This is a genomic window from Mesonia oceanica, assembly GCF_902499555.1.
Taxonomy (GTDB): Bacteria; Bacteroidota; Bacteroidia; order Flavobacteriales; family Flavobacteriaceae; genus Mesonia; species Mesonia oceanica.
The window spans coordinates 35,156-60,197 of sequence record NZ_CABVMM010000006.1 but is presented as its reverse complement, the minus strand read 5'-3'; the positions used below and the strand labels follow the sequence as shown (position 1 = coordinate 60,197).

At 39.1% G+C, this 25,042-nt stretch carries 13 protein-coding genes; all 13 read left to right on the top strand.

All coding sequences use genetic code 11. The annotated features are described in order from the left end of the window. The first annotated feature begins 626 nt into the window (after positions 1–626). Positions 627–1,907 (top strand): sugar isomerase, encoded by a 1,281-nt coding sequence (locus FVB9532_RS08440; RefSeq protein ID WP_150544779.1) that lies wholly within the window; start codon positions 627–629, stop codon positions 1,905–1,907. Positions 1,908–2,804: 897 nt separating this feature from the next. Next, positions 2,805–4,190, top strand: coding sequence for an FGGY-family carbohydrate kinase (locus tag FVB9532_RS08435; protein WP_150544778.1), 1,386 nt, complete (start codon positions 2,805–2,807; stop codon positions 4,188–4,190). Positions 4,191–4,636: 446 nt separating this feature from the next. After that, the gene (locus FVB9532_RS08430; RefSeq protein ID WP_150544777.1) at positions 4,637–5,788 is read left to right on the top strand and encodes an alpha-hydroxy acid oxidase; all 1,152 of its coding nucleotides are present in this window, start codon (positions 4,637–4,639) and stop codon (positions 5,786–5,788) included. Positions 5,789–6,551: 763 nt separating this feature from the next. Further along, positions 6,552–7,970 (top strand): purine-cytosine permease family protein, encoded by a 1,419-nt coding sequence (locus tag FVB9532_RS08425; RefSeq protein WP_150544776.1) that lies wholly within the window; start codon positions 6,552–6,554, stop codon positions 7,968–7,970. A 351-nt stretch (positions 7,971–8,321) separates the two neighbouring features. Continuing rightward, positions 8,322–9,800, top strand: a complete 1,479-nt coding sequence (locus FVB9532_RS08420) for a glycoside hydrolase family 28 protein (RefSeq protein WP_150544775.1) — start codon at positions 8,322–8,324, stop codon at positions 9,798–9,800. An 18-nt stretch (positions 9,801–9,818) separates the two neighbouring features. Next, entirely contained in the window at positions 9,819–13,439 is a 3,621-nt protein-coding gene (locus tag FVB9532_RS08415) for a DUF4450 domain-containing protein (protein ID WP_150544774.1), read from the top strand. Further along, entirely contained in the window at positions 13,439–14,503 is a 1,065-nt protein-coding gene (locus FVB9532_RS08410) for a glycoside hydrolase family protein (RefSeq protein ID WP_150544773.1), read from the top strand. Before FVB9532_RS08415 ends, FVB9532_RS08410 begins: the two co-directional genes overlap by 1 nt. Before the next feature lie 744 nt (positions 14,504–15,247). After that, a complete protein-coding gene (locus tag FVB9532_RS08405; RefSeq protein ID WP_150544772.1) occupies positions 15,248–17,407 on the top strand; it encodes a hypothetical protein in 2,160 nt (719 codons plus the stop codon). A gap of 583 nt (positions 17,408–17,990) precedes the next feature. Next, positions 17,991–19,265: an oligogalacturonate lyase family protein gene (locus FVB9532_RS08400; protein WP_150544771.1), complete on the top strand. Its 1,275-nt coding sequence runs from the start codon at positions 17,991–17,993 to the stop codon at positions 19,263–19,265. Positions 19,266–19,267: 2 nt separating this feature from the next. Next, positions 19,268–21,970 carry a glycosyl hydrolase gene (locus FVB9532_RS08395; protein ID WP_150544770.1) on the top strand — a complete coding sequence of 901 codons (2,703 nt, stop codon included), beginning with the start codon at positions 19,268–19,270 and terminating at the stop codon, positions 21,968–21,970. Between the two features lie 10 nt (positions 21,971–21,980). Beyond that, positions 21,981–23,105: a glycoside hydrolase family 88/105 protein gene (locus tag FVB9532_RS08390; protein ID WP_150544769.1), complete on the top strand. Its 1,125-nt coding sequence runs from the start codon at positions 21,981–21,983 to the stop codon at positions 23,103–23,105. Between the two features lie 153 nt (positions 23,106–23,258). After that, positions 23,259–23,600: a hypothetical protein gene (locus FVB9532_RS08385; protein ID WP_150544768.1), complete on the top strand. Its 342-nt coding sequence runs from the start codon at positions 23,259–23,261 to the stop codon at positions 23,598–23,600. A 700-nt stretch (positions 23,601–24,300) separates the two neighbouring features. Beyond that, positions 24,301–25,014 (top strand): VIT1/CCC1 transporter family protein, encoded by a 714-nt coding sequence (locus tag FVB9532_RS08380; protein WP_150544767.1) that lies wholly within the window; start codon positions 24,301–24,303, stop codon positions 25,012–25,014. Positions 25,015–25,042: the final 28 nt, after the last annotated feature.

Below are 25,042 nucleotides of genomic sequence, written 5' to 3'. Positions count from 1 at the left end.
AGAAGCAAGAACCAAGAAACAAGACAAGCGTCAAAGCGGCGGCTGAGTGATTGCGACGTAGGAGCAATCGTATCGAAGCCAGAGTGTCGCTGAATAAAATAGAAGTTAGAAACTAGAATAGAGGTGATATATTTTAGAGGTTTGATCCTAGAAGTAAGAACCAGGAGCCAAGAGCCAAGAAGTGTCACTTCGAGTGATCCTGACGATAGAAAGGATTGTATCGAGAAGTAGCAACAAAACCTTACAGTTTTCTGAAACCTGTGAGGTTTAATTAAAAAAGTCAAAACTCTAAGTTCTAAAGGCGAAATGCTCTAAAATTTTAAAATAAAACAAGTGCGTCACCCTGAACTTGATTCAGGGTCTCATCAGGAGCCAAAAATACTTGATGAGATAGCCTCGCCGGCAGTCAGGTCCGGGATGACCATAAAAATACTGTCACTTCGATTGATTTTATTGAAGCGATAGCGAAAATAAAATAGTATCGAGAAGTAATGAGAAACGAGGTCTTGATGCTGGACAAGAACTAAGACAAACGTCAAAGCGGCGGCTGAGTGATTGCAACTAAGGAGCAATCGTATCGAAGCCAGAGTGTCTATACGCTAAACAAAAAATAAATCTTTAAAAAGATGAAAATAAATACTGATCAACTATCAGAATTCAATAAAAAGCAAAACGATTCGTTCGAAAATGAAATCGATTACCTAAAAAATAAGTTTGCTAAAAAAGGAATTTCGGTAGCTAACATTATACAAAAATTAGCCGATTTTCAGGTAGCGATTCCCAGTTGGGCTTTAGGTGCCGGCGGTACACGTTTTGGTCGGTTTTCTTATGGCGGCGAACCCGCTTCATTAGAGCAGAAATTAGACGATATCGGAATTTTACATGCGCTTACCAAAACAGCGGGAGCCGTTTCCTTACATATTCCGTGGGATATTCCGGAAGATGTCAATGCGATTAAAGATATTGCTAAAAGTCATCATATCGTTTTTGATGCGATGAATTCCAATACCTTTCAAGATCAACCCGATGCCAAAGAAAGCTATAAGTTCGGTTCGCTGAATAGCATGAATGAAGCTTCCCGCGAATATGCGGTAGCGCATAACAAGGAAGTAATTCGAATCGGAGAGGAATTAGGATCTAAAAGCCTGACCGTTTGGTTAGCCGACGGAGCTAGTTTCCCGGGACAGTTGAATTTTCAAAACGCCTTACAAAACACCGAAAAAAGCCTAAAAGAAATCTACGGCTCTATGCCCGAAGACTGGAAGCTTTTTATTGAATATAAACCTTACGAACCTAATTTTTATAGCACCACCATTCAAGATTGGGGAACCTCCTTCATGTTGGCCAATGCTTGTGGCGATCGTGCGTTTACGTTGGTCGATTTAGGGCATCATTTACCCAATACCAATATCGAGCAAATTGTAGCTACCTTAATGTACAAAGGCAAATTAGGTGGATTCCATTTTAACGATAGCAAATACGGCGATGACGATTTAACCGTAGGTTCCATAAAACCTTATGCGCTATTCTTGATTTTTAATGAATTGGTGTACGGAATGGAAAACAATCCACACAACCCGTATCCCGCTTGGATGATTGATGCAAGTCATAACATTAAAGATCCGCTGGAAGATTTATTACAATCCTTAGAAGCGATTTTAATCGCTTACGCTCAGGCCTTGCTAGTCGATCAAAAAGCCTTAAAACAAGCCCAACTCAATAACGATGTTACCCAATGTCAGGAGATTTTACAAGATGCCTATCGAACCGATGTGCGTTCGTTGGTAAAAGCAGCAAGAGCTAAAAGCGGTGCCGCGGTGAATCCCATGGAAGCCTATCGTGCTTTTGATGTACGTAAAACCCTTATCGAAGCTCGTGGATTAAAAACCGTAGCAACCGGACTTTAGTAAAAGTTAGAAAAGAAAAAACGGCGGCTGAGTGATTGCGATAAAGGAGCAATGTTATCGAAGCCAAAGTGGAATGAAAAAGTAGGGAAGTTAGAATTGAGAAGTTAGAAAATGGAGAATGAACAAGAGCCAAGAAGTGTCACTTCGAGTGATTTTATTGAAGCGATAGCGGAAATAAAATAGTATCGAGAAGTAATGAGAATGAGTTTTTAGAGTCTAGAAACTATAGAATATAGAGAATAAACTCTAGAATCAGGAAACAAGAAACAGTATAAAAGATAATGTTTAAGTGGCCTACCGAAAGCTTATCGTAAAATTTGAAGTGAAGATGCCGTAAAATTTTAGGCTGTTTGAGCGATAGCGAGTTCCTAAAATTTAGGCATCGAACGATAAATTTAGATAAGTGTTCGTAAGCCTTGATTTCCTGCCTGCCGGCAGGCAGGTTTGGTTCGTTTTGTATCAAGACAAAATGAACAGATAGTTTAATTTAGGATGTGATGAGATTCCGTGTCAAGCACGGAATGACGTTAAAAATACTGTCACTTCGAGTGATTTTATTGAAGCGATAGCGGAAATAAAATAGTATCTAGAAGTAATGAGAATAAGTTTTTAGAGTCTAGAAACTAGAATATAGAGAATAAACTCTAGAATCAGGAAACAAGACAATCGTCATCCCGGACCTGCCCGTCCGGCAGGCGGGCTTTTTTCAGGATCTCATCCAGCTGAGAACGTGATGAGAGGAATGAATGACAAAAGAAAAAGTCTAACTTCTAAAAAAGGTCGCGCCAAAAAATAAAACGATTCCCTGGGAAAGTCCACAGGGGTATATGATAATAATTTGGTTTCGAATAGTTTACTATTAAAATAATACGAAACCGTAAACTCTCGATTGTCGAGATGAATAAAAAGAAAGTAACTGCCGTTTTTGATATTGGGAAAACCAACAAGAAATTTTTCCTGTTCGATAAGCATTACCAAGAGGTATTTCGGGATTACACACGTTTACCCCTTACGGTAGATGAAGACGGTTATCCCACCGAAGATATCACGCTCTTACAGCAATGGATCAAAGATACCTTTCATTCGGTTTTGGAAAGTGAGCAGTACGAAGTGAAGTCGATTAACTTTTCAACGTATGGAGCCAGTTTGGTGCATTTAGATCATCACGGCAATGTGTTGACGCCTTTATACAACTACACGAAATCGATTGAGCCGGAAATTACCGATGAGTTTTACGCAAACTATGGCGATGAATTAAAGATTGCTGTAGAAACAGCTTCGCCACAATCGGGAATGTTGAATTCTGGCTTGCAATTATTTTGGTTGAAGAAAAAATACCCGGAGATTTTTAAAAAAATCAGGTACACGCTTCATTTACCACAATATTTGTCATTTTTATTTACCGGAATTCCGGTGAGTGAATACACGTCGATAGGCTGCCATACCAATTTATGGGATTATGAGAAGGAAGATTACCATAATTGGGTATATGAGGAAGGTTTTGATCAGTTATTGGCTCCCATTGTACCCACAGCCAGTAGCATTAATACTTCTTATAAAGGCGAAAAGATAAAAATTGGCGTTGGGATTCACGATAGTTCTTCGGCATTATTACCTTACATTTTGAGTAAAAAGAAGCCCTTTTTACTGCTTTCAACAGGAACTTGGAGTATTTCGCTAAATCCTTTTAATGAAGAAAGTCTAGGCGAAGAAGACATCAAGAATAATTGCTTGAATTACTTGCGTGTAGATGGAAAACGCGTAAAAGCATCCCGCTTTTTTATGGGAAATGAATACCGGATTCAGGTCGAAAAATTAGGCGAATACTATGGGAAAGAATATGGCTATCATCGCGAAGTTCAGTTTGACCAAGATTTGTATTTACGCCTGATTGAAAAACCTTCGATTTATTTCAAATTTGAAGGAATTTCACTAAAACGTAAAGAATTGCATCAAACCGATTTGAAACCTTTTGCCACGTTTGAAGAAGCCTATCATCAATTAATGATCGAGTTGATGGAATTACAAATCCATACCATTCGAAATGCGATTGGAAACTCCCCCATCAACAAAATATATATCGACGGTGGATTTACCGACAACGATGTATTTATGAAATTAATGGCCCATCATTTTAGTGAATTTAAAGTATTATCAACACATTCCCCTTTAGGTTCGGCCTTAGGAGCTGCGATGGTGATTTCCAATAAAAAGGTAGATTCGAAATTTTTAAAAGAAAACTACCGAATGAAGAAGTTAGTTCCACTCTTGCTGACGAAGTAGTTATAAGTAGTGAGAATTGAGCGCTTAGAAAATAGAAATTAGAATATAGACATAGACTAAACAAGAAACAGGAAACAATAACCAAGACAAGCGCCATGCCGGGGCTTGATCCGGGATCTCATCCAGTTAAGAACGTGATGAAATCCTTAACGGCGGCTGAGTGATTGCGACATAGGAGCAATGGTATCGAAGCCAGAGTGGAATGAAAAAGTAGGAAGTTAGAAAATAGAGAATCAACAAGAAACAAAAATTGTCACTTCGAGTGATTTTATTATAGCGATAGCGGAAATAAAATAGTATCGAGAAGTAGTGAGAAACGAGGTCTCGATACAAATTTCAATGATCATTGAAATTCTCTCGACCTAAAAAGAAAGTAGAAACTAGAATATAAAGCTATAACTATAAAACCAAGCTATTAACCGTAAACAGTCAATTAAAACAAAACAATGGCCTTTCCATTTAACACCGAATATCCCTCTATAGAATCGCTTCGGGAGCGTGCCCGAAAGCGTATGCCGCGTTTTGCGTTTGAATACTTAGACGGAGGCTGTAACGAAAACATCAACATAAAAAGAAATACTGATGAAATCAGGGAAATTCAGCTAAAACCCCGATACCTGAAAAATTACAGTAATTCAAGATTAGAAACCGAATTATTCGGACTAAAATACGATGCGCCTTTTGGCATTTCCCCCATCGGATTGCAAGGTTTGATGTGGCCCAACGCTCCGGAAATTTTAGCCAAAGCCTCTTTAAAGCATAACATTCCGTTTATCTTAAGTACGGTAACAACCACCAGTATTGAGCGTGCCAGTGAACTCACCGAAGGTCGCGCTTGGTTTCAGCTTTATCATCCCACGGAAGATTGGTTGCGCGATGATATTTTAAAACGTGCAGAAGCCGCTGAAGTACCGGTGTTGGTGATTTTGTGTGATGTACCCACCTTTGGGTATCGTCCTAAAGAAATTAGAAACGGCTTGGCGATGCCACCGCAAATGAATTTTAGGAATGTATTACAAGTGATGGGAAAACCGGCCTGGGCAATGCAAACTTTAAAGCATGGCGCACCCAATTTTGCCACGATGAAAAAATACATGGATAAGGGCATGAGCATTAAACAGCTAGGCGCTTGGATGAATGCCACTTTTTCCGGTCGGTTAAATGAAGAAAAAATCAAACCATTACGTGATTTATGGAAAGGAAAACTGGTTTTAAAAGGCGTAGTTTCTGATGAAGACGCAGAAGAAGCCATTCGATTAGGTTTCGACGGAATTATCGTTTCCAATCACGGTGGCCGACAATTAGACGCCGGGGAATCGACCATCAAACCACTTTCGCATATCGCTGAAAAATATAAAGACCGCATCACGGTAATGATGGACAGTGGCATACGTTCCGGTCCTGATATCGCTAGGGTAATGAGCAGTGGTGCCGATTTCAGTTTCTTGGGCCGATCGTTTATGTATGGCGTAGGCGCTTTAGGCGAAGAAGGCGGCGATCATACCATTGCGATGCTAAAAATGCAATTACAACAAGTCTTAGAACAGGTTTGCTGTGAGAAAGTAACCGATTTACCGAAGTATCTGGTGAAAGAATAGTTACTAGTAGTTAGGTATTAGAAAATAGACGCTAGATATTAGAACATAGAAACATAGAATCAAGAACCAAGACGTCAAAGCGGCGGCTGAGTGATTGCGACATAGGAGCAATGGTACCGAAGCCAAAGTGGAATGAAAAGGTAGGAAGTTAGAATTGAGAAGTTAGAAAATAGAGAATGAACAAGAATCAAGAAGTGTCACTTCGAGTGATTTTATGGCAGCGTTAGCAGAGATAAAATCGTATCGAGAAGTAATAAGAAACAAGGTCTCGATACAAATTTCAATGATTATTGAAATTCACTCGACCTGACAAGAATTGAGAACATAGAGAATAGACGAGAAATAAGAATCAGGAACCAAGAACCAAGACGTCAAAGCGGTGGCTGAGTGATTGCAACGCAGGAGCAATGGTACCGAAGCCAGAGTGGAATGAAAAGGTAGGAAGTTAGAATTGAGAAGTTAGAAAATAGAGAATGAACAAGAATCAAGAAGTCAAAGCGGCGGCTGAGTGATTGCGACATAGGAGCAATTGTATCGAAGCCAAAGTGATGCTGAATAAATAGAATATAAACCCAAGAATCAGGACAAGCGTCATACTGAACAGGCTGGCTTGATCCGGAATCTCCTCAAGCTGAGAATATAATGAGATTCGGAATTACAACAGAATGAAAAACTCACAACTTCAACTAAAACAATTGAAGTCTTAGGGTAAATAAATAGAAAAAGATTATTATTAGTACCAAAAAGCTTAAATGAAAAACCAATGAGTCAGGCACAAATAGAGCAAGAAGTTATTGAAGCGGAAGTTTCAGGAGAATTTGAACGCGCACGTGTACCGGAATCCAAGTTAAAAAGTTGGAAAAGCTTTTTAGGAATGTACGCCGGGGAACACGCTGCAGGAACTGAATTTGTGATAGGTCCCTTATTCCTTACCACCGGAGTGAGTGCTTTTGACTTAATTATTGGCCTGCTTTTAGGGAATTTAATGGCCGTGTTAAGCTGGCGTTTTTTAACCGCAGAAATCGGAACAAAATTTAGATATACGCTGTATTACCATCTCGAAAAAATCTGCGGAAAGCAATTGGTGACGGGTTATAATCTGGCAAATGGAATATTATTTTGTTTTCTGGCCGGGGCAATGATTACCGTTTCTGCTACAGCTGTTGGCGTTCCTTTTAATATGGAAATGCCAAAGTTAACCGATACCATGCCCAATAGTGCTACTTGGGTGATTATTGTATTGGCGATTGGCGCGGTAATTTCTATCATCGCAGCAAAAGGGTATAGCACGGTGGCAAAAGCTGCCAATTGGATGAGTCCGATTATCGTACTTGCTTTTGTGCTTTGCGGAGTGGTTTCTATAGTCAATTTAGACGTTCATAGTTTTTCTGATTTTTGGAATATCTGGGGAGAAGGAAGTGAACCTTTTCCCGGACAAATAAAATATACGTTCTGGCACGTTTTCCTTTGGTCTTGGTTTGCCAATGCCGCAATGCATATCGGGATGTCAGATCTTTCGGTGTTTCGATTTGCTAAAAAAGCACGAGCAGGCTGGACCACCGCTGCAGGAATTTATATTGGTCACTACATTGCGTGGATTTCCGCCGCATTATTATACGCGGTGTATTTAAAATCACCGGAAGCCCAGTCAATTTTAGCGGGTGGCGAAGCACCTTCGGTAGCTCCAGGACCTTTAGCCTATAATGCAATTGGCGTCTTCGGGATTATCGCAGTAGTTTTAGCGGGATGGACCACGGCCAACCCCACGATTTACCGAGCCGGATTGGCTTTTCAGGCGATTATTCCAAAAGTTTCTACCGCTTGGGTCACTATTATCGCCGGAACAGTAGCCACTATCGCCGGATTGTTTCCTGCCTTTGCGATGAAATTATTAGGTTTTGTGGCACTCTACGGATTCATTCTAGCACCCATCGGAGCCATTATTGTCTTTGAATACTTCTTCGGTAAGAAATTCGGTATCCAATCCTTCTATGCCGAAAAGTCGGGAACCAAATTTAATCAGGCGGTCTTTTGGGCTTGGGTGATTAGCTTTGGCATCTTCTACTTTATTTCGGTTCAGTTTGATGTATTTTTATCCTTTCTTACCCTTCCCGCTTGGCTTTGCTGTGGATTTTTATATTTGGTTTTTAGTCGGGTAGTGCAGAAGAAAAAGATTACTTAAATTAATCTGCGTTAGGGATAGAACGCTTTGTTTGAGCTCTTTTAAAATTTCTGTTCCTACAGTAATTTTAAAAAGCGAGTAGTGATAGCCCGCCCCCTTGACCATAGGAAAGGGAAACGCCAAAAAAATAATAGTTATAGAACAGGAACGTACAGGATACCCGCTATCTGATTTCCTCTTAAATTTGAGTAGTAAACTTAGATTTTCATAAAGTAAAACTGTCAAGTAAATAGCAGTTTTTGTGTTTGTGCTTGCCATCACTCCATTAGGGTGATGGTTTTTTTATTCAGGTAGGAGCAGGATAGGAATTTTGGTAAATTCAAAGATCTTAGCATAAAACCAATAGACTTGATGAAAAATAGATTTTTAGGGATGTTCATCCTTTGTATACTACTTATTTCCTGTAAAGAAAAAAGCAAGGAAAATCCTCCGAATACTGCTACTTCCACCTCAAAAAACCTTCCACCGGATTGGATTGCTAAAGTAGGAGCGAAAGCTTTTCCCATAAAAGAACAAACCTACTGGGTAAACGATTACGGTGTAAAGAACGATTCTACTAGCTTAAATACCGAAGCCATACAAAAAGCGATTGATGATTGTGCCCAAAAGGGAGGAGGAAGAGTAAGTTTTCAACCGGGAATTTATTTATCGGGTTCCATTTTTGTGAAAGCAGGCGTGCATTTAGAAATCCCTAAGGGCGTAGAAATTCGCGGGAGCGAAAACATAAATGATTATCCTGAAATTGATACTCGTGTGGCCGGAATCGAGATGAAATGGCCGGCCGCCTTAATTAATGTGCGAAACCAAAAAAATGTAAAGATAGATGGGGAAGGTTTAGTTAACGGACAAGGAAAGGTCTTTTGGGATTACTACTGGAATTTGCGCAAAGAATACGAACCTAAAGGCTTACGTTGGATTGTAGATTACGATGCAAAACGCCCTCGAACTTTTTTAATCTCGAATTCGGAAAATGTTTTCTTGGAGCAGTTAAATATTCAGAAAGCCGGTTTTTGGACCATTCAGGTATTGTATTCCAAGTATGTGACGGTAGATGGGGTGACCATTAGAAATAATATTGGAGGACACGGGCCGAGTACCGATGGCGTCGATATCGATTCTTCCAAATGGATTTTAGTGCAAAATTGCGATATTGATTGTAACGACGATAATTTTTGTTTAAAAGCCGGTCGCGATTGGGATGGTCAGCGGGTGAATAAATCTACTGAATATGTGGTGATTCGGGATTGTATTGCCCGAGCAGGTTCCGGACTTTTTACCATTGGAAGCGAAACTGCCGGAGATATTCGTCATGTATATGCTTCTAATATTAAAGGTTTAGGGACTAAAAATGGTTTAAATATAAAATCGGCCATTACCCGAGGCGGAACCGTAGAAGATGTGTATTTAGAAAACATTGAAATGGATAGCGTTCGTACCTTTATTGAAGTTTCGATGAATTGGAACCCGAGCTATAGCTACTCTAAATTACCTGAAGGCTACGATATTGATTCGGTACCCAAACATTGGCGAACACTATTAAAAGAAGTAAAACCCAAGTCGAAGGGAATCCCCACTTTTAAAGATATTTCTCTAAATAATATTGAGGTGCGTGGCGCTAAAAGGGCGATTAATGTGAATGGATTGGAAAATTCTTATATCACCAACTTCCATTTAAAAGATGTGCACATTCAAGCAGCTACCGCGGGACAAATTAATTACAGTAAAAACTGGAACTTAGAAAATGTAAGCCTGCAAACCGACGATAATTCTAAGGTGAAAATAGAGCATTCGCCGGGTGTACAATTACCAGATTCACTATACATTCAATAACCTCAGAAACGCTTTTTTATGCGGAATGTTTTTAGAAACATCAGCTTATGTATGCTTCTTGTTCTCTCTGTGGAACTGGTGGCACAAGAAAATTATTGGCACCAAGAACCTCGGGAAATCCACTACCAACCTAATGGAAACGCTTTTGAGTTGGTTCATGGAAACCGAAAATTTAATCGAGCACTTTATGGGACCAATACAGGTTTTCGGGTTGAAGCCGGGGATTTACCGGAGTTTGCGATGTATATGCCGGGAATGGGCGGTAATTTTCAATTAGGGATTTCTTCTGATAAAAAAAGCAAATGGATTACTGAAGCCAATCATATCAAAACCTCCTACATTCCGGGAAGAATGGAATATAGCATTGAAGATGAAATCTTGCAAGGAGGAAAACTTCACTTACAAATCCTCGCTTTAGCTGATGATGAAGGTTTTATTCTACAAGTAATTCCTGAAAATATCCCTGCGGAAGTTGATTTAATTTGGGTTTATGGTGGCGCCAGCGGAAAGAAATTTCATCGTGATGGTGATATCGGTGCCGACCCGGAATCGGTTTTTTACCTGCAACCCGATTATTGTGAGCATAACGATTTTGAAATCACCAAGAATACCTTTCAGTTAGATTATGCTTGGGATGCTAAAAACAAGGAAACCCGAAAAATGATGACGGGCGTTTTCCCTGATGCTGAAGTAAAATTAGCCGATGTACATCAATTGGAAAATCCACTCAATTTATGGAATTCTACTGCGGAAGAATTACCGGTTTTAGTCGGAAAAATCAATGATTTGAATGCTGAACTTTATTGGGAAATTGGTAACGAGCTTCAAATTAGAAACAAATCACAGAAAGATCTTCAGCAAGATTTTAAAAAAGCTTTTTCAAAAGCAGAAGAATTAGCAAATCGTGTTCAACTTAAAACGCCAGACCCGTATTTAAATACGCTGGGCGGAGCTTTAGCTACCGCTGCCGATGGTATTTGGGAAGCGCCCGCTTATTTGCATGGTTCAGTAGCTTGGCGAATGCATCTCAATGCTTGGCGTGGTGCCTATGTAGCCGATCCTTTAGGTTGGCACGATCGAGCAAAAACGCATTTTTCCAGTTACGCCAATTCACAGGTGTTAGAACCTGAAAGCGGACCGGTAGTTCCCGATACTTCCCGCCATTTTGCCCGACAAAAAGAAAAAATAGGGACTTCCATGTTTAGTCGTGGATATATTTCTCGTCATCCTAATAAAAATACAGTCGCTCATCATTACGATATGAATTTGGTGTTTTTCGATCAGTTATTGAAACATTTTCAGTGGAGTGGTGATGTGGAATACATTAAAGAACTATGGCCGACATTGAAACGTCATCTCGCTTGGGAAAAACGAAATTTTGATACTGACGGCGACGGACTTTATGATGCTTATGCAGCTATTTGGGCGAGCGATGCCTTGCAATATTCCGGTGGGGGAGTGGTCTATACTTCGGCTTATAATTATAGCGCTAACAAAATGGCCGCGAAACTGGCGAGCATTATTGGTGAGAATCCACAAGCTTATGAAGAAGAAGCTGAAAAAATCAAGAATGCTATTCAGCAAGAATTATGGATTCAAGAAAAAGGAATTTTTGCGGAGTATAAAGATTTGTTAGGGGAACAAAACCTGCACGAACAACCGGGAATTTGGAGTGTTTACCATACGATTGATGAAGGTGTCCCTTCAGAAAAACAAGCTTTACAAATGCTGAATTATGTATCGACTGAAATTCCACATATTCCGGTAAAAGCAGAAGGCTTAGATCGAGATTTATCATTGATTTCTACCACCAATTGGCAACCTTATACCTGGTCGGTGAATAATGTAGCACTGGCTGAAAATCTACATATGGCCTTGGCGTATTGGCAAGGCGGTAATACAGAAAAAGCTTACGATTTATGGCAAAGCGCATTGATCGAAAGTATGTATTTGGGTGCTTCTCCCGGCGGTTTTCAGCAGTTGTCGTTTTACGATGCGATTCGTGGGGAACTGTATCGTGATTTTGCCGATCCTATCGGGATGGCCGCTCGAAGTTTAGTAGGAGGTCTATTTGGGATTCAACCGAATGCTTTAGAAAATGAATTAAAAATCACTCCCGGTTTTCCAAAAGAGTGGAAGGAAGCTTCTTTACAACTCCCGAATATTGCTATTGAATTTCAGCAAAACGGGAATTCGAAATTTTATAAAATTCAGCAAGATTTTTCCAAGGAATTAGATTTAAAAATGGAAGTGGGAATTACTTCGGAAAAAATCGAAGAAGTGTTGGTCAATGGAAAATCAATTCCTATCACATGGAAAAAAGTAGCCTACACTTCTCCAAAATTAATTATTGAAGCTCCTTATGCTGAAAATTATGAAGTTGAAATCAAGCAAAGCGGAAATGACCTAGAAAATCCAGAATTACCTTCCAAGATCGCTGCCGAAGAAACTTTACACTTAAAGCTGAATGAAGCTAAAATTGTTGGCATGGATGATCCGCAAAAGATCATTAAGAATTACAATCTCAAATTAGGCGAATTTCAACTCAATAGTTCTTTAGGAAATAAAAGTTTTTTTGTGAAATTGCAACAAGGCGAGCAACGTTGGTGGAAAATGATAGCTATGGAAATCGTACCAAAATTAGAGGTCATCGAGCAACAAATTTCGGGCAATCAATTGCAGCTGAGTCTAAGAAATAATACTTCGGCAAGTATTGCCGGAAAAGTGATGTTGAATTCAGCCAAAAAGAGTGAAAAAAAGATTGAGTTAAAAACTAATTCAGTAACTGAATTTAAAATCCCGATAGCCTATGTAGTTTCAGGAACTAATCACATTCAGCTAGATTCAAAAAGCGAAACTTACGACTTAGATTTTCAAAATTGGGATATCAGAACTTCAACAAAATCAAAATTTGAAACGATTGATTTGAGTTCCATTTTTAACAGTGAAGTCAGCGATATTTTTACCGATCAGTATCAGGAGCCAAGACCTTTACGCCCTAGCTTGCAATTGCCCACTACCGGAATTGGTAACTGGTGTTACCCGTGGATTGCCAAAGAAGTGCATATCGACGATTCAGGATTACGTGAAAAAGCAGGTGAAAACCAACAACTATTGACTCCGCAGGGAATTCCGTTTCAAACGCCTTCCGCAGAAAAACAAGAAAATATTGCTTTCGTATCCAATTGGGAAGTTTATCCAAAACAGCTAGCGATTCCGCTTTACGGGAAAGCTTCCCATGCCTATTTAATGATGGCCGGGAGTACAAACCCCATGCAAAGTAGGTTTGTGAACGGAGAAGTTATTGTCACTTATCAGGACGATTCTACAGAAATTCTAGAACTCAAAAACCCAGAAAATTGGTGGCCAATAGAACAGGATTATTATGTAGACGGTTATGCGTTTACTACCGATGCACCGAAACCACCACGTGTTTATCTGAAAACCGGAGAAATAACGAGGGAATTTGATGATTATTACAACATTCACGGTTATTCGAATAAAGGAATTAACGGGGGAGCTGCCACGATCTTAGACTTGCCGCTGAACCCAAAAAAGAAGTTGAAAAGCCTCATTTTTAAAGCACGAGCTAATGATATAGTGATAGGATTGATGAGCTTAAGCTTAAAACGAAAGTAATGAAACGAAGAACTTTTTTGCAGCAAAGCAGTTTAGCAGCCATGGCGAGTTGCTTGCCTTGGCAATCTATTTTACGGCTTTATAGCGATCCGGAGTTGTCTTCTTTTGAAAAGCGCTTAAGTCCGGTAGGAAGAGCCTTGGAATTTGAAAATCAATATGTGTGGTGCAATAGTCCTATAGAAGGTCCTGATGGAAAAATCCATGTGTTTTATTCTTGCTGGCCCAAGAGCGAGTCGATGAGCGGATGGACTCATGCTTCGGAAATAGCCCATGCAGTAGCCGAAAAACCTGAAGGGCCTTACGAATATGTAGCGACCGTTTTGTCTCCGCGAGGCAAAGGGTTTTGGGATGCCACGACTTGCCATAACCCAAGCATTCATTTTGTAGACGGGAAATATGCGTTGTTTTTTATGGGCAATTCTAATGGGAAATTGGACACTCAGCGTATTGGATTGGCTACGGCTGATTCGCTTTATGGCCCTTGGGAACGACCCGATGAGCCTCTTTTATTTCCCGGGGAAGCAGGAAGTTGGGACGATCACTGCACGACCAATCCTTCTTTTCTAAAATTTCAGGATAAATATTGGTTGTATTACAAATCTTTTGATTCAGAAGGTTATTTGCATCCAAAATTCAGTATTCGAGGAAATCGGAAATACGGATTAGCAGTGGCCGATCGATTGGAAGGTCCCTATCAAAAATATAAAGGCAATCCGGTGATTGATTTTTCAGGTATGGGAAATAACGAACAATGTGAAGATGCTTTTGTCTGGCGTGAGAATGGCAAGTTTAAAATGCTGGCGCGTGATTTAGGAACTTTTGGAATTGATAATGGTTTGTATATGGAATCTGATGACGGCAAGCATTGGAGCAAACCGAAAATAGGTTATCAACCATTGGAAAAATATGTGAGCCAACCTCCTGCACCCAAGCACTTGAATCGCTATGGCAGGGCAGAGCGCCCACAAATTCTATTTCAAAATGGGAAGCCGAGCTATCTATTTACCGCCTCACAAGGTGGGAAATACGAAACTGCTTCTTCTTTTATTTTTAAAATTGATTAGCAAGGAATTATAAAGAGCGTCATCCTGAACCTGACCGTCCGTCCGGCAGGCTTGATTCAGGATCAGATCCTACTGATAATATGATGAGCTACTTAACGGCGGCTGAGTGATTGCGAGGTAGGAGCAATTGTATCGAAGCCAGAGTATTAGGGTATAGAAGTTAGAATATAGACTAAATAATGAGAATCAGGAGACAAAAAGAAGTGTCACTTCGAGTGATTTTATTACAGCGTTAGCGGAAATGAAATCGTATCGAGAAGTAATAAGGAACAAGGTTTCGATATAAATTTAAATAGTGATCGTAAGCCTTGATTTCCTGAGCGTCCGTCCGGCAGGCGGGCTTGATTCAGGATCAGATCCTACTGATAATATGATGAGCTACTTAACGGCGGCTGAGTGATTGCGAGGTAGGAGCAATTGTGTCGAAGCCAGAGTATTAGGATATAGAAATTAGAATATAGACTAAATAATGAGAATCAGGAGACAAAAAAGAAGTGTCACTTCGAGTGATTTTATTACAGCGTTAGCGGAAATGAAATTGTATCGAGAAATAATGAGGAACAAGGTTTCGATATAAATTTTGATTGAACCAATGAAATTCATTTGATCTGAATGCTAGTTAGAGCATAAAATAAGATGCCAGAATTAGGAAAAAAGAAGCAAAACAACCGCCTTTAAGTAGACGAAAAATGATAAAATTCTATAAATGACCCAATACTAAAAACCAATAATAACCCTTACCTTATGAAAAAATACATTTCCTTACTTTGCTTCAGCTTGTTGCTGTTGAGTTGTGCTGAAGAACAGAAAAAAGAAGTGAAATCTTCGCCACAAGAACAATTCTCTAAAATCGACCGTCAAGCGGTTATTGCTAGAAATAACATACAGATTAACCAACTGGATACCCTCGCTTCCTTAAGTGTTGGTAACGGTGCGTTTGCGTTTACCACCGATGTTACCGGATTGCAAACTTTCCCAGATACCTATCAATATGGTGTTCCGCTGGGAACAGAGTCGGAATGGGGTTGGGATTCTTTTCCAAATACTGAAAATTACAAGTTTGAAGAAACCTTGGAAGATTACGATCAATACGGTCGAAAAGTGAGCTATTCGGTACAAAAGAAAGGAGAACGAGCTAGCAAGGCTGTCGATTTCTTTAGATCGAATCCGCATCGCGTACAATTAGGAAATCTAGGATTCGATTTGGTGAAGAAAAATGGAGAAAAAGTACGGCCGGAAGACCTAACCAATATCGAACAGGAACTGAATGTGTGGACAGGAGAAATTACCAGTAGGTTTAAGCTGGAGGGAATTCCGGTAGAAGTCAAAACTGTTTGCGATCAAAAGGAAGATATCATTGGGGTTGAAGTGAATTCTGAATTGATTGAAAACAAGCAGTTAAAAATTAGACTTCGATTTCCTTATCCTACCGGTGGTTGGACCGATTTGGGAACACAGTGGGAAGCTGAACATTTAGATTTCCCAAGTGAAATTTCAGCAAATGAAAAAAATCACGCCATAGTCACACGTCAAATGGATTCGTTAAACTATAAAGTTGGTTTTAACTGGCAAGGAGAAGCAAAATTCAGTAAAAAAGAAGATCAGTATTTTGAGTTAATTCCGCAGCAAAACAAGTTTTCGTTTACCTGTCAGTTCACCAATAAAGCCATCAATAAAGAAACTGATTTTAGTTCTGTAGAAACAAGTAGCAAAAATGGTTGGGAAGAGTTTTGGAAGAGTGGTGGAATTGTTGATTTTTCTGCGTGTACCGATGAACGTGCTCCGGAATTAGAACGTCGCGTGGTTGTATCGCAATACCTCACCAAGTTGCAGTGTACCGGAGAAATTCCACCACAGGAAACCGGGTTAACCTATAATTCTTGGTATGGAAAACCACATTTAGAAATGCACTGGTGGCATGGAGTTCATTTTCCATTATGGGGAAGACCGGAATTGTTAGAAAAAAGCTTGCCTTGGTATAATCGTGTCTTTAAAAAAGCGAAACATCTAGCGGAACGACAAGGTTTTAAAGGAGCAAGATGGCAAAAAATGACCGACCCTTATGGGGATGAAGGGCCATCTTCTGTCGGCGCATTTTTAGTATGGCAACAACCGCATTTTATTACCTATGCCGAATTGATGTATCGTGCCGATTCGACTGCTGCAACTTTAGAAAACTATAAAGAACGTGTCTTTGCTACAGCCGATTTTATGGCTTCGTTTGCGCATCTGAATGAAAATGGTACTTACGATTTAGGTCCGGGCGTCATTCCAGCACAAGAACGTTTCCCGAAAATGAAAACTTTTAATCCCACTTATGAATTGGCGTATTGGAATTGGGCTTTAACCACTGCCTTAGAATGGAAAGAACGTTTAGGCGAAACACCACCGGAAGAATGGAAAAAAGTAGCCGAAAACTTATCGCCGCTTCCCGTTCAGGAAGATTATTATTTAGCTACCCAAAGTGCCACCGACTCCTATACCAATCCTGAATATTTAACCGATCATCCTTCGGTATTGGGTACTTACGGAATGCTTCCAGTAACGCCGATGCTCGATAAGGAAATAATGAACAATACGTTCAATAAGGTTTGGGAGATCTGGACGTGGGAAGATACTTGGGGTTGGGATTTCCCCATGACCGCTATGGCTGCTGCCCGATTGGGAAAACCTGAAAAAGCAATCGATGCGTTATTTATGGATGTACAAACCAATACCTATCTAAAAAACGGACATAATTACCAAGAAGAGCGCTTAACCTTATATATGCCTGGGAATGGCGGTTTATTGACCGCTGTGGCGATGATGTGTGCCGGTTGGGATGAAACTACCAAGAAAAACCCGGGATTCCCTGATAATGGTAAGTGGAATGTAAAATGGGAAGGCTTGAAAAAAATGCCTTAACAGGAATGCACAGGATACATGTATGAATTAGAAAAAGTAATTTTCATTTTTATAGATGAAGTCCTCTTGCACTTGATCTACTGAAAAAGCGATGAGATGCGTAACGGCGGTGGAGTGATCGCAACGAAGGAGCAATTTTGTCAAAGCTAAAGTGGTACTGAGGAAAATAGAAGTTAGAATTAGAAAAAAAGATTCAAGAATCAGGACAAAAGATAAGTGTTCGTAAGCCTTGATTTCCTGCCTGCCGGCAGGCAGGTTTGGTTCGTTTTGTATCAAGACAAAATGAACAGATAGTTTAATTTAGGATGTGTTGAGATTGCTTATCAAGCCTGCCCGTCCGGCAGGCGGGCTTGATCCGGGATCTCATCCTACAGAGAACGTGATGAGATTCCGTGTCAAGCACGGAATGACGATAAAAATACTGTCACTTCGAGTGATTTTATAGCAGCGTTAGCTGAGATAAAATCGTATCGAGAAGTAATGAGAAACAAGGTCTCGATACAAATTTCAATTGTTATTGAAATTCACTCGACCTGACGAAGATGAGAATTTTAAAATTCGACTATTAATTAATAAAATTAAAATGACCAAAAAACTACATACCTATTCATTAGTTACTTTTTTGTTGATATTTTCAGTCTTGACTGCTTGTAAAGAAAAAAATAGTATCAATCAACCAGTAACTTCAGAAGAGGAGAAAGATACTGTTCCTGTTTTAATGACAGGAGAAGGGGAAATGCCCACTACTTGGATTGATAAAACCACCGGTCATCAACTCAAAAAGTTAACTTCCGAAGGAAATAACCGAAGTTTTTATTTTCATAATAATCCTTTTGTCAAAGCTAAAAATGGTAAAGATTGGTTAATGGTTTTTTATAAAAATAGTAAGAAAGGAAATCAGCTCTATTCTATCAATTTAACTACACAAGAGCAAAAAGCCATAACTACTCAACCCGGGAAAAAGCGTGGTGAAATTGTAGGAACTAAATCGAGAAAAGTATTTTATACCTTGAACGATAGTGTTTTTGCAACGCATATTGATACGCAAAAAACCGATTTCATCAAAAAGTTACCGGAAGGAGTAAGCGTTGGGACCAATACGCTAAATGCTTCGGAAGAATTATTGGGTGGCGTCGTAGCTACCGAAGAAGAAGCTGAATTATTCAGAAACAATCCTAAAAAGTCAGACTACTTCAACTTGATTTATGAAGCACATTTGCCTCGGTATTTAATGACCATTAACGTAGAGACCGGGAAATTGACCAAACTATACCGAGAAAATGCTTGGCTCAATCACGAGCAGTTTTCTCCTGTTGATCCTAATTTATTAATGTATTGTCACGAAGGACCTTGGCATAAAGTAAATCGTATTTGGACCTACAATTTAGCTACCGGTGATACTACTTTAATTCATAAAAGAACCGTACATCGCGAAATTGCCGGGCACGAATTTTTTAGTCCGGATGGGCAAACCATCTGGTTCGATTTGCAAATTCCACGAGGAGAAACTTTTTATTTAGCCGGAAAAAACATCCATACAGGAGAAGAAACGCGCTACCAATTAGAGAGAAACGAGTGGTCTATTCATTATAACATTTCACCCGATATGAAAACATTTGCCGGAGATGGAGGCGATAGATCTCAAGTAGCCCATGCCGAAGATGGACAATGGATTTATCATTTTACTCCCAACGGCACTGAGCTGGATTCTGAAAAATTAGTAGATATGAGCAAGCATAACTACGATTTAGAACCCAACGTACATTTTTCACCCGACGGAAAATGGATTATTTTTAGAGCAAATTTTGAGGGTGATACTCAAATTTATGCCGTAAAAATTGAAAAACATAAAGCCTAAGGATGAAAAAATTACTTGTACTTAACTTATTATTGATAGGAAGCATAGCTTTTGCCCAAAGCTCCTTTTCGGGACTTCCTGAGATGAGCAACACCCAAAAACCTTGGACGCGTTGGTGGTGGATGGGAAATGCGGTGGATAAAGAAAATCTACGGGATAATTTAATACAACTAAGTGAAGCCGGAATAGGTGGGGTAGAAATCACTCCGATTTATGGCGTAAAAGGAGAAGAAGAAAATTTTATCGATTATTTGTCGCCTAAATGGATGGAGATGTTGGATTATACGCTCCAAACCGCAGATAGTTTAGGCATGCAGGTAGATATGGTCTTGGGAACGGGTTGGCCGTATGGAGGTCCTCAGGTTTCTCAGGAAGATGCCGCTACCAAATTGATCGTAAGAAAATATGAGCTAAAGAAAAACGAGCGCATCAAAGAGAAAATTCAGCCGAATGAAAAAGAAGCGTATGCGAAGTTAAAATATGTAGTGGCTTACGGTCACCAAGGAACTTACCTCGATTTAACCGATGAGTTGAACGGTGATGAACTGAACTGGAAAGCCAAAAATGAACATTATACCCTTTATGCTATTTTTATAGGAAAAACCGGTCAGCAAGTAAAACGTGCCGCACCGGGTGGCAAAGGATTTACCTTAGACCATTATTCAAAAAAGGCGTTTGAAGATTATGTAAAACCTTTTGATAAGGTGTTGCCGCCATTTAAAAATAGAATTCGAGCTATTTTTAACGATAGTTATGAAGTTTATGACAGTAATTTTACGCCTGAATTTTTTGAGAAATTCGAAGCCTATCGCGGTTACGATCTCAAAAAACATTTGCCGGAACTTTTTAGTCGAATGAATACCGAACTTGCTAATCGCGTAAAAGGAGATTACCGAGAGACTTTATCAGATTTGTTACTAAATGATTTTAATAGACCTTGGACCGATTGGGCGAATGCTTACGGTTTTAAAACCAAACTGCAAGCGCACGGTTCTCCCGGAAATTTAATCGATTTATATGCTTCTGCCGATATTCCGGAATGCGAAACTTTTGGTTCCATGCCGTTTGATATTCCCGGTTTGCGCAGAAAAGCAGAAAATATTAGAAATGGCGATGCCGATCCGGTGATGTTGAAGTTTTCTTCTTCTGCGGGACATATTGCCGGTAGACCTTTAATTTCTTCGGAAAGTTTTACGTGGTTGCGCGATCACTTTAAAACTGCTTTATCACAAACCAAACCTGAAGCGGAAGAATTATTACTCAATGGAGTAAATCACATGTTTTTTCACGGAACCACCTATTCCCCTAAAAGAGCCGCTTGGCCGGGTTGGAAATTTTATGCTTCCGTCAATATGAGTCCGAATAACACCATTTGGGAAGATGCTCCAGAAATGTTTTCCTATTTAGCTCGTTCGCAGCAAATTTTACAAGCCGGAAATCCGGATAACGAAACCTTGGTGTATTGGCCTATTTATGACGTTTATAATCGTCAATTAAAAAATAAATTATTTTTCCAATTTAAAATACATTCCTTGGATGAGTGGTTGCACGGTACTTCTTTTTATGAGGTTAGTACCGATTTAATGAAAAAAGGCTACGGGGTCGATTTTATTTCTGATGCATTTATTGCGGAAGCAAAGGTAAAAAACGGAGCACTTCAATTACCCGGCGGAAGTTTTAAAGCCTTAGTGATACCGGAAGTAAAATACATGCCCCTAGAAACACTGAAAAAATTACTTCAACTTAAAAAAGAAGGAGCAAACATCATTTTTAAAGCTTTACCTCAAGGTGTTCCCGGTTTTAAGGATTTCCGAAGTAAAGAAAGAGAGTTGACGTATTTATTAAAGTCGAATCAAATACAACCGCAACAAAACATAGACGCGGCATTACAAGCAGCTCATGTAAAACCTGAACAGTTGGTAAATAGCGGCTTAAAATATATTCGAAGAGAATTAAACGGAGAAAAAATTTACTTTTTGGTGAATCATACGGCTAAGAAGGTCGATGAATACATTCCTATTCAGCATCAAACCAATCAAGTTACTTTATTTGATGCACTGAGCAATACCAAAGGAAAAGCGAAAATTGAGCAAGAAGGAGAAGTGACCAAGGTTTGGGTTCAGTTGGAACCGGGTGAAAGTGTATTCTTAAAAACCGGTCGTGAAAATGAGGTGAACGATTGGTTATATGTAGAAGAAGAAAAGGAAAGTTTTGAACTCACCGGAAATTGGAAAATCGATTTTTTACGCGGTGGTCCAAAATTACCGGCTTCAGGAGAAATGAAAAACCTAAGCACTTGGACCGATTTAGGAACCGATGCTGAAAATTTCTCCGGAACAGCGAGCTATGAGCTAAAATTTGATGCTCCCATTTCAGATGTAAAACTTTGGAAACTAGATTTAGGGGAAGTGCGAGAAAGTGCTAAAGTATGGCTGAATGGAGAATATGTAGGGAGCAGTTGGTCGATTCCACACCAGTTGATTTTAAAAAACTTAAAAAATAAAAATAATACGTTACGTATGGAAGTGACCAATTTACCGGCAAATAGAATTCGAGCCAAAGAGAATCGGGGAGAAGAATGGAAAATTTTCTATGAAATTAATATGGTGAATAAAGATTATAAAGAATTTGATGCCACTAAATGGGAAGTGACACCTTCTGGTTTAGTGAGTCCTATAAAATTAATTCCGCTTAAAAAGAAATAAATTATATAAAATGAAAAAAGTATATACCACCCTCACTTTATTACTGGTAGCAAGTTTATCGTTTGCACAATCCTCGGTAGATCGAAAACAAGTCTTAGAAGAAATGATGTTGGCTAATCAGTATTTTATGGATAAATGGCCCGACACCGGAAAAACTATTATTACCAATAAAGAGCGGCCTAGTAATATTTGGACACGCGCCGTGTATTATGAAGGCTTGATGGCTTTGCATGAGATTTATCCCAAAGAAGCATTTTATCAATATGCTTTAGATTGGGCAAATTCTCATGATTGGGGATTTAGAGGAGGGAATACTACCAGAAATGCCGATAATTATTGTGCGGCACAAACGTATATTGATTTATATAATTTACAGCCTAATCCTGAAAAGTTAAAGAATACCCGGGCATGTATGCAGAAGTTTTTGCACACTCCCCAGAATGATGATTGGGATTGGATTGATGCCATACAAATGGGAATGCCGGTATTTGCCAAAATGGGCGTGTTAGAAAATGATGAGCGTTATTTTGAAAAGATGTACCAGATGTATATGGCTTCTCGAAATGAAATAGGAGAGAAGGGCTTGTTTAATGAAGCAGACGGACTTTGGTGGAGAGATGCCGACTTTATTCCACCTTATCAAGAGCCGAATGGGGAAGATGCTTATTGGAGCCGTGGAAACGGTTGGGTCATTGGTGCGTTGGCGAAGACCTTAGCAATTATCCCCGAAGACGCTCCACATCGCGATCAATATATCGAAGATTTAAGAGCAATGGCAGCCGCTCTAAAAAAAGTACAACGTAAAGATGGCTTTTGGAATGTAAGCTTGCATGATGAAAAACACTTTGGCGGTAAAGAACTATCGGGAACCGCTTTATTTATCTATGGAATGGCGTACGGTGTAAACAATGGATTGTTAGATCGAGAAGAGTATTTACCGGTCATTTTAAAAGGCTGGAAGGCTATGGTGGAAGAAGGTTTACACGATAATGGCTTTTTAGGCTATTTGCAATCTACCGGAAAAGAGCCGAAAGACGGTCAGCCACTTTCTTATGATAAAATGCCCGACTTTGAAGATTATGGATTAGGCTGCTTTCTATTAGCGGGCAGCGAAATGTATAAATTGAAACACTAGATTTATATGGTTTTAATTTGTATTTGGTGATGAATCCTGCAACTAAACTTGCAGGATTTTTTTTATTCCTCAAAACGCTTTTATCTATGAAATATGTATTTAGTCTGATTTTATTTTGTAAATTAGAGTAATATTAACTTAAAAACATATATTATGAAAAAAGTTATTTTAACCTCTCTAGTTTTATGTTTAAGCTTTTTTGCGTTTGCAACACCAATTGACAATGCGAAGAAATTAAACGATTGTGAAATGAATTTTTTTGTTCCCTATGGAACCATAACAATAGTTAGTGAGACCGCTACTCATTATACACTTAAAGTTACCGGCGACCCTGCTCCAACATTATACATCTTTGTAAATGGAAATAATACAGGGAATACGGTTAACGTAGGTGGAACATTTACCGTACATAAAGGAAGGAACTCCATACTTGTTACCCTTGCTTATCCTATAGGTGATAATTATGGACTTTATGGTGGAGCAGAATTTCCATAAATATTATTTTCCATATCGGAAAACAATTATTGTAAAGAGGCTGTATAAAAAGGGTCAAAAATCGTCATTCTGAATTTAATTCAGAATCTCATCCTGCTAATGATCAATTTAGTAGGAGAACCTGAAACACGTTCAGGTTGACGAAAATCATCTTTTTAGACAGCCTCTTTTTTATACTCCATAAACTTAACTTTAGAAGTTATTATTCTTTCTTTCCTAAAAAATGCTTCTAATATATTATAGAAGTATACTGAAAATGAGCTAGCTAATAGTAAAGGTAAAGGCATCTTAGCTGAATAAAAATGAGCAAAAACATTTCATTAAAATATATCCTAATCTAAAAAACAGGCTTGATTTTAATTGATCCTGCATGATGATCAAACTTAAGCAAATCTTAAGAAGCCTTTCATCGATACTTAAACCATTTTATTGAATATTTGAATTGTAAGAATACTAACTAGGATATACAATGGCTTTTTATGTTTAAATCCGCTTCATTACAAAACAATAACATGTAAAGGATTAGGCCTTAATAGCTAAGAAAATATGTAGATGCTACGGGAGCCAAATGAAAGATAGAAAGTACTTTTGGCCTGGCAACCATGTAAATGTATTGTTTTTTTTAAAGGAATTAAAAAATCTATGACCGGCATCAAGGGGATTTAAAAGTTTTTCAGATATTGAATTAAAAAAACAAATTATGGATAAGTCAAATTCACTAGACGACTATTTAGAAAATCATTATATCAATAGAAGCAATTGGTTAAGAGCAGCAGTGCTTGGTGCTAACGATGGTATTTTGTCTACTGCCAGTCTTTCTATTGGTGTGGCTGCAGCGAATAATTTTAGAGCACCTATTATTTTGGCAACAGTTGCCGGATTAGTGGCAGGTGCTTTATCCATGGCAGCAGGAGAATATGTTTCGGTAAGTTCACAAAACGATATTGAAAATGCCGATATCGATCGTGAAAAACAAGAGCTTAAAGAAATGCCGGAGTTAGAATTGCAACGGCTAGCTGAAATTTATGAAAAACGAGGATTAAAAAAAGAAACAGCTATGCTCGTGGCTAAGGAACTTACAGCTTTTGATGTTCTGGGAACCCATGTAAGAGATGAATTAGGAATTAACGAAATAGTCCATGCTAAACCATTTCAAGCAGCAGGGGCGTCGTTTATATCTTTTAGCGCAGGCGGCCTTTTACCACTATTGGTCACTTTGTTTGCTCCCATAAATTTGATGGAATATTTCTTATATGCCTCTGCCATTTTATTCTTAATCATTTTAGGAATGTTATCCGCAAAAATGGGAGGCTCAACTATTAAAAAAGCTGTTGTTCGTATCACCTTCTGGGGCACAGCAGCGATGGGGTTAACGGCTTTAGTAGGCTACTTGTTTGGCGTGAATTTAGCATAAACCACTAAAGTTAATCTTAAAAAAGCTA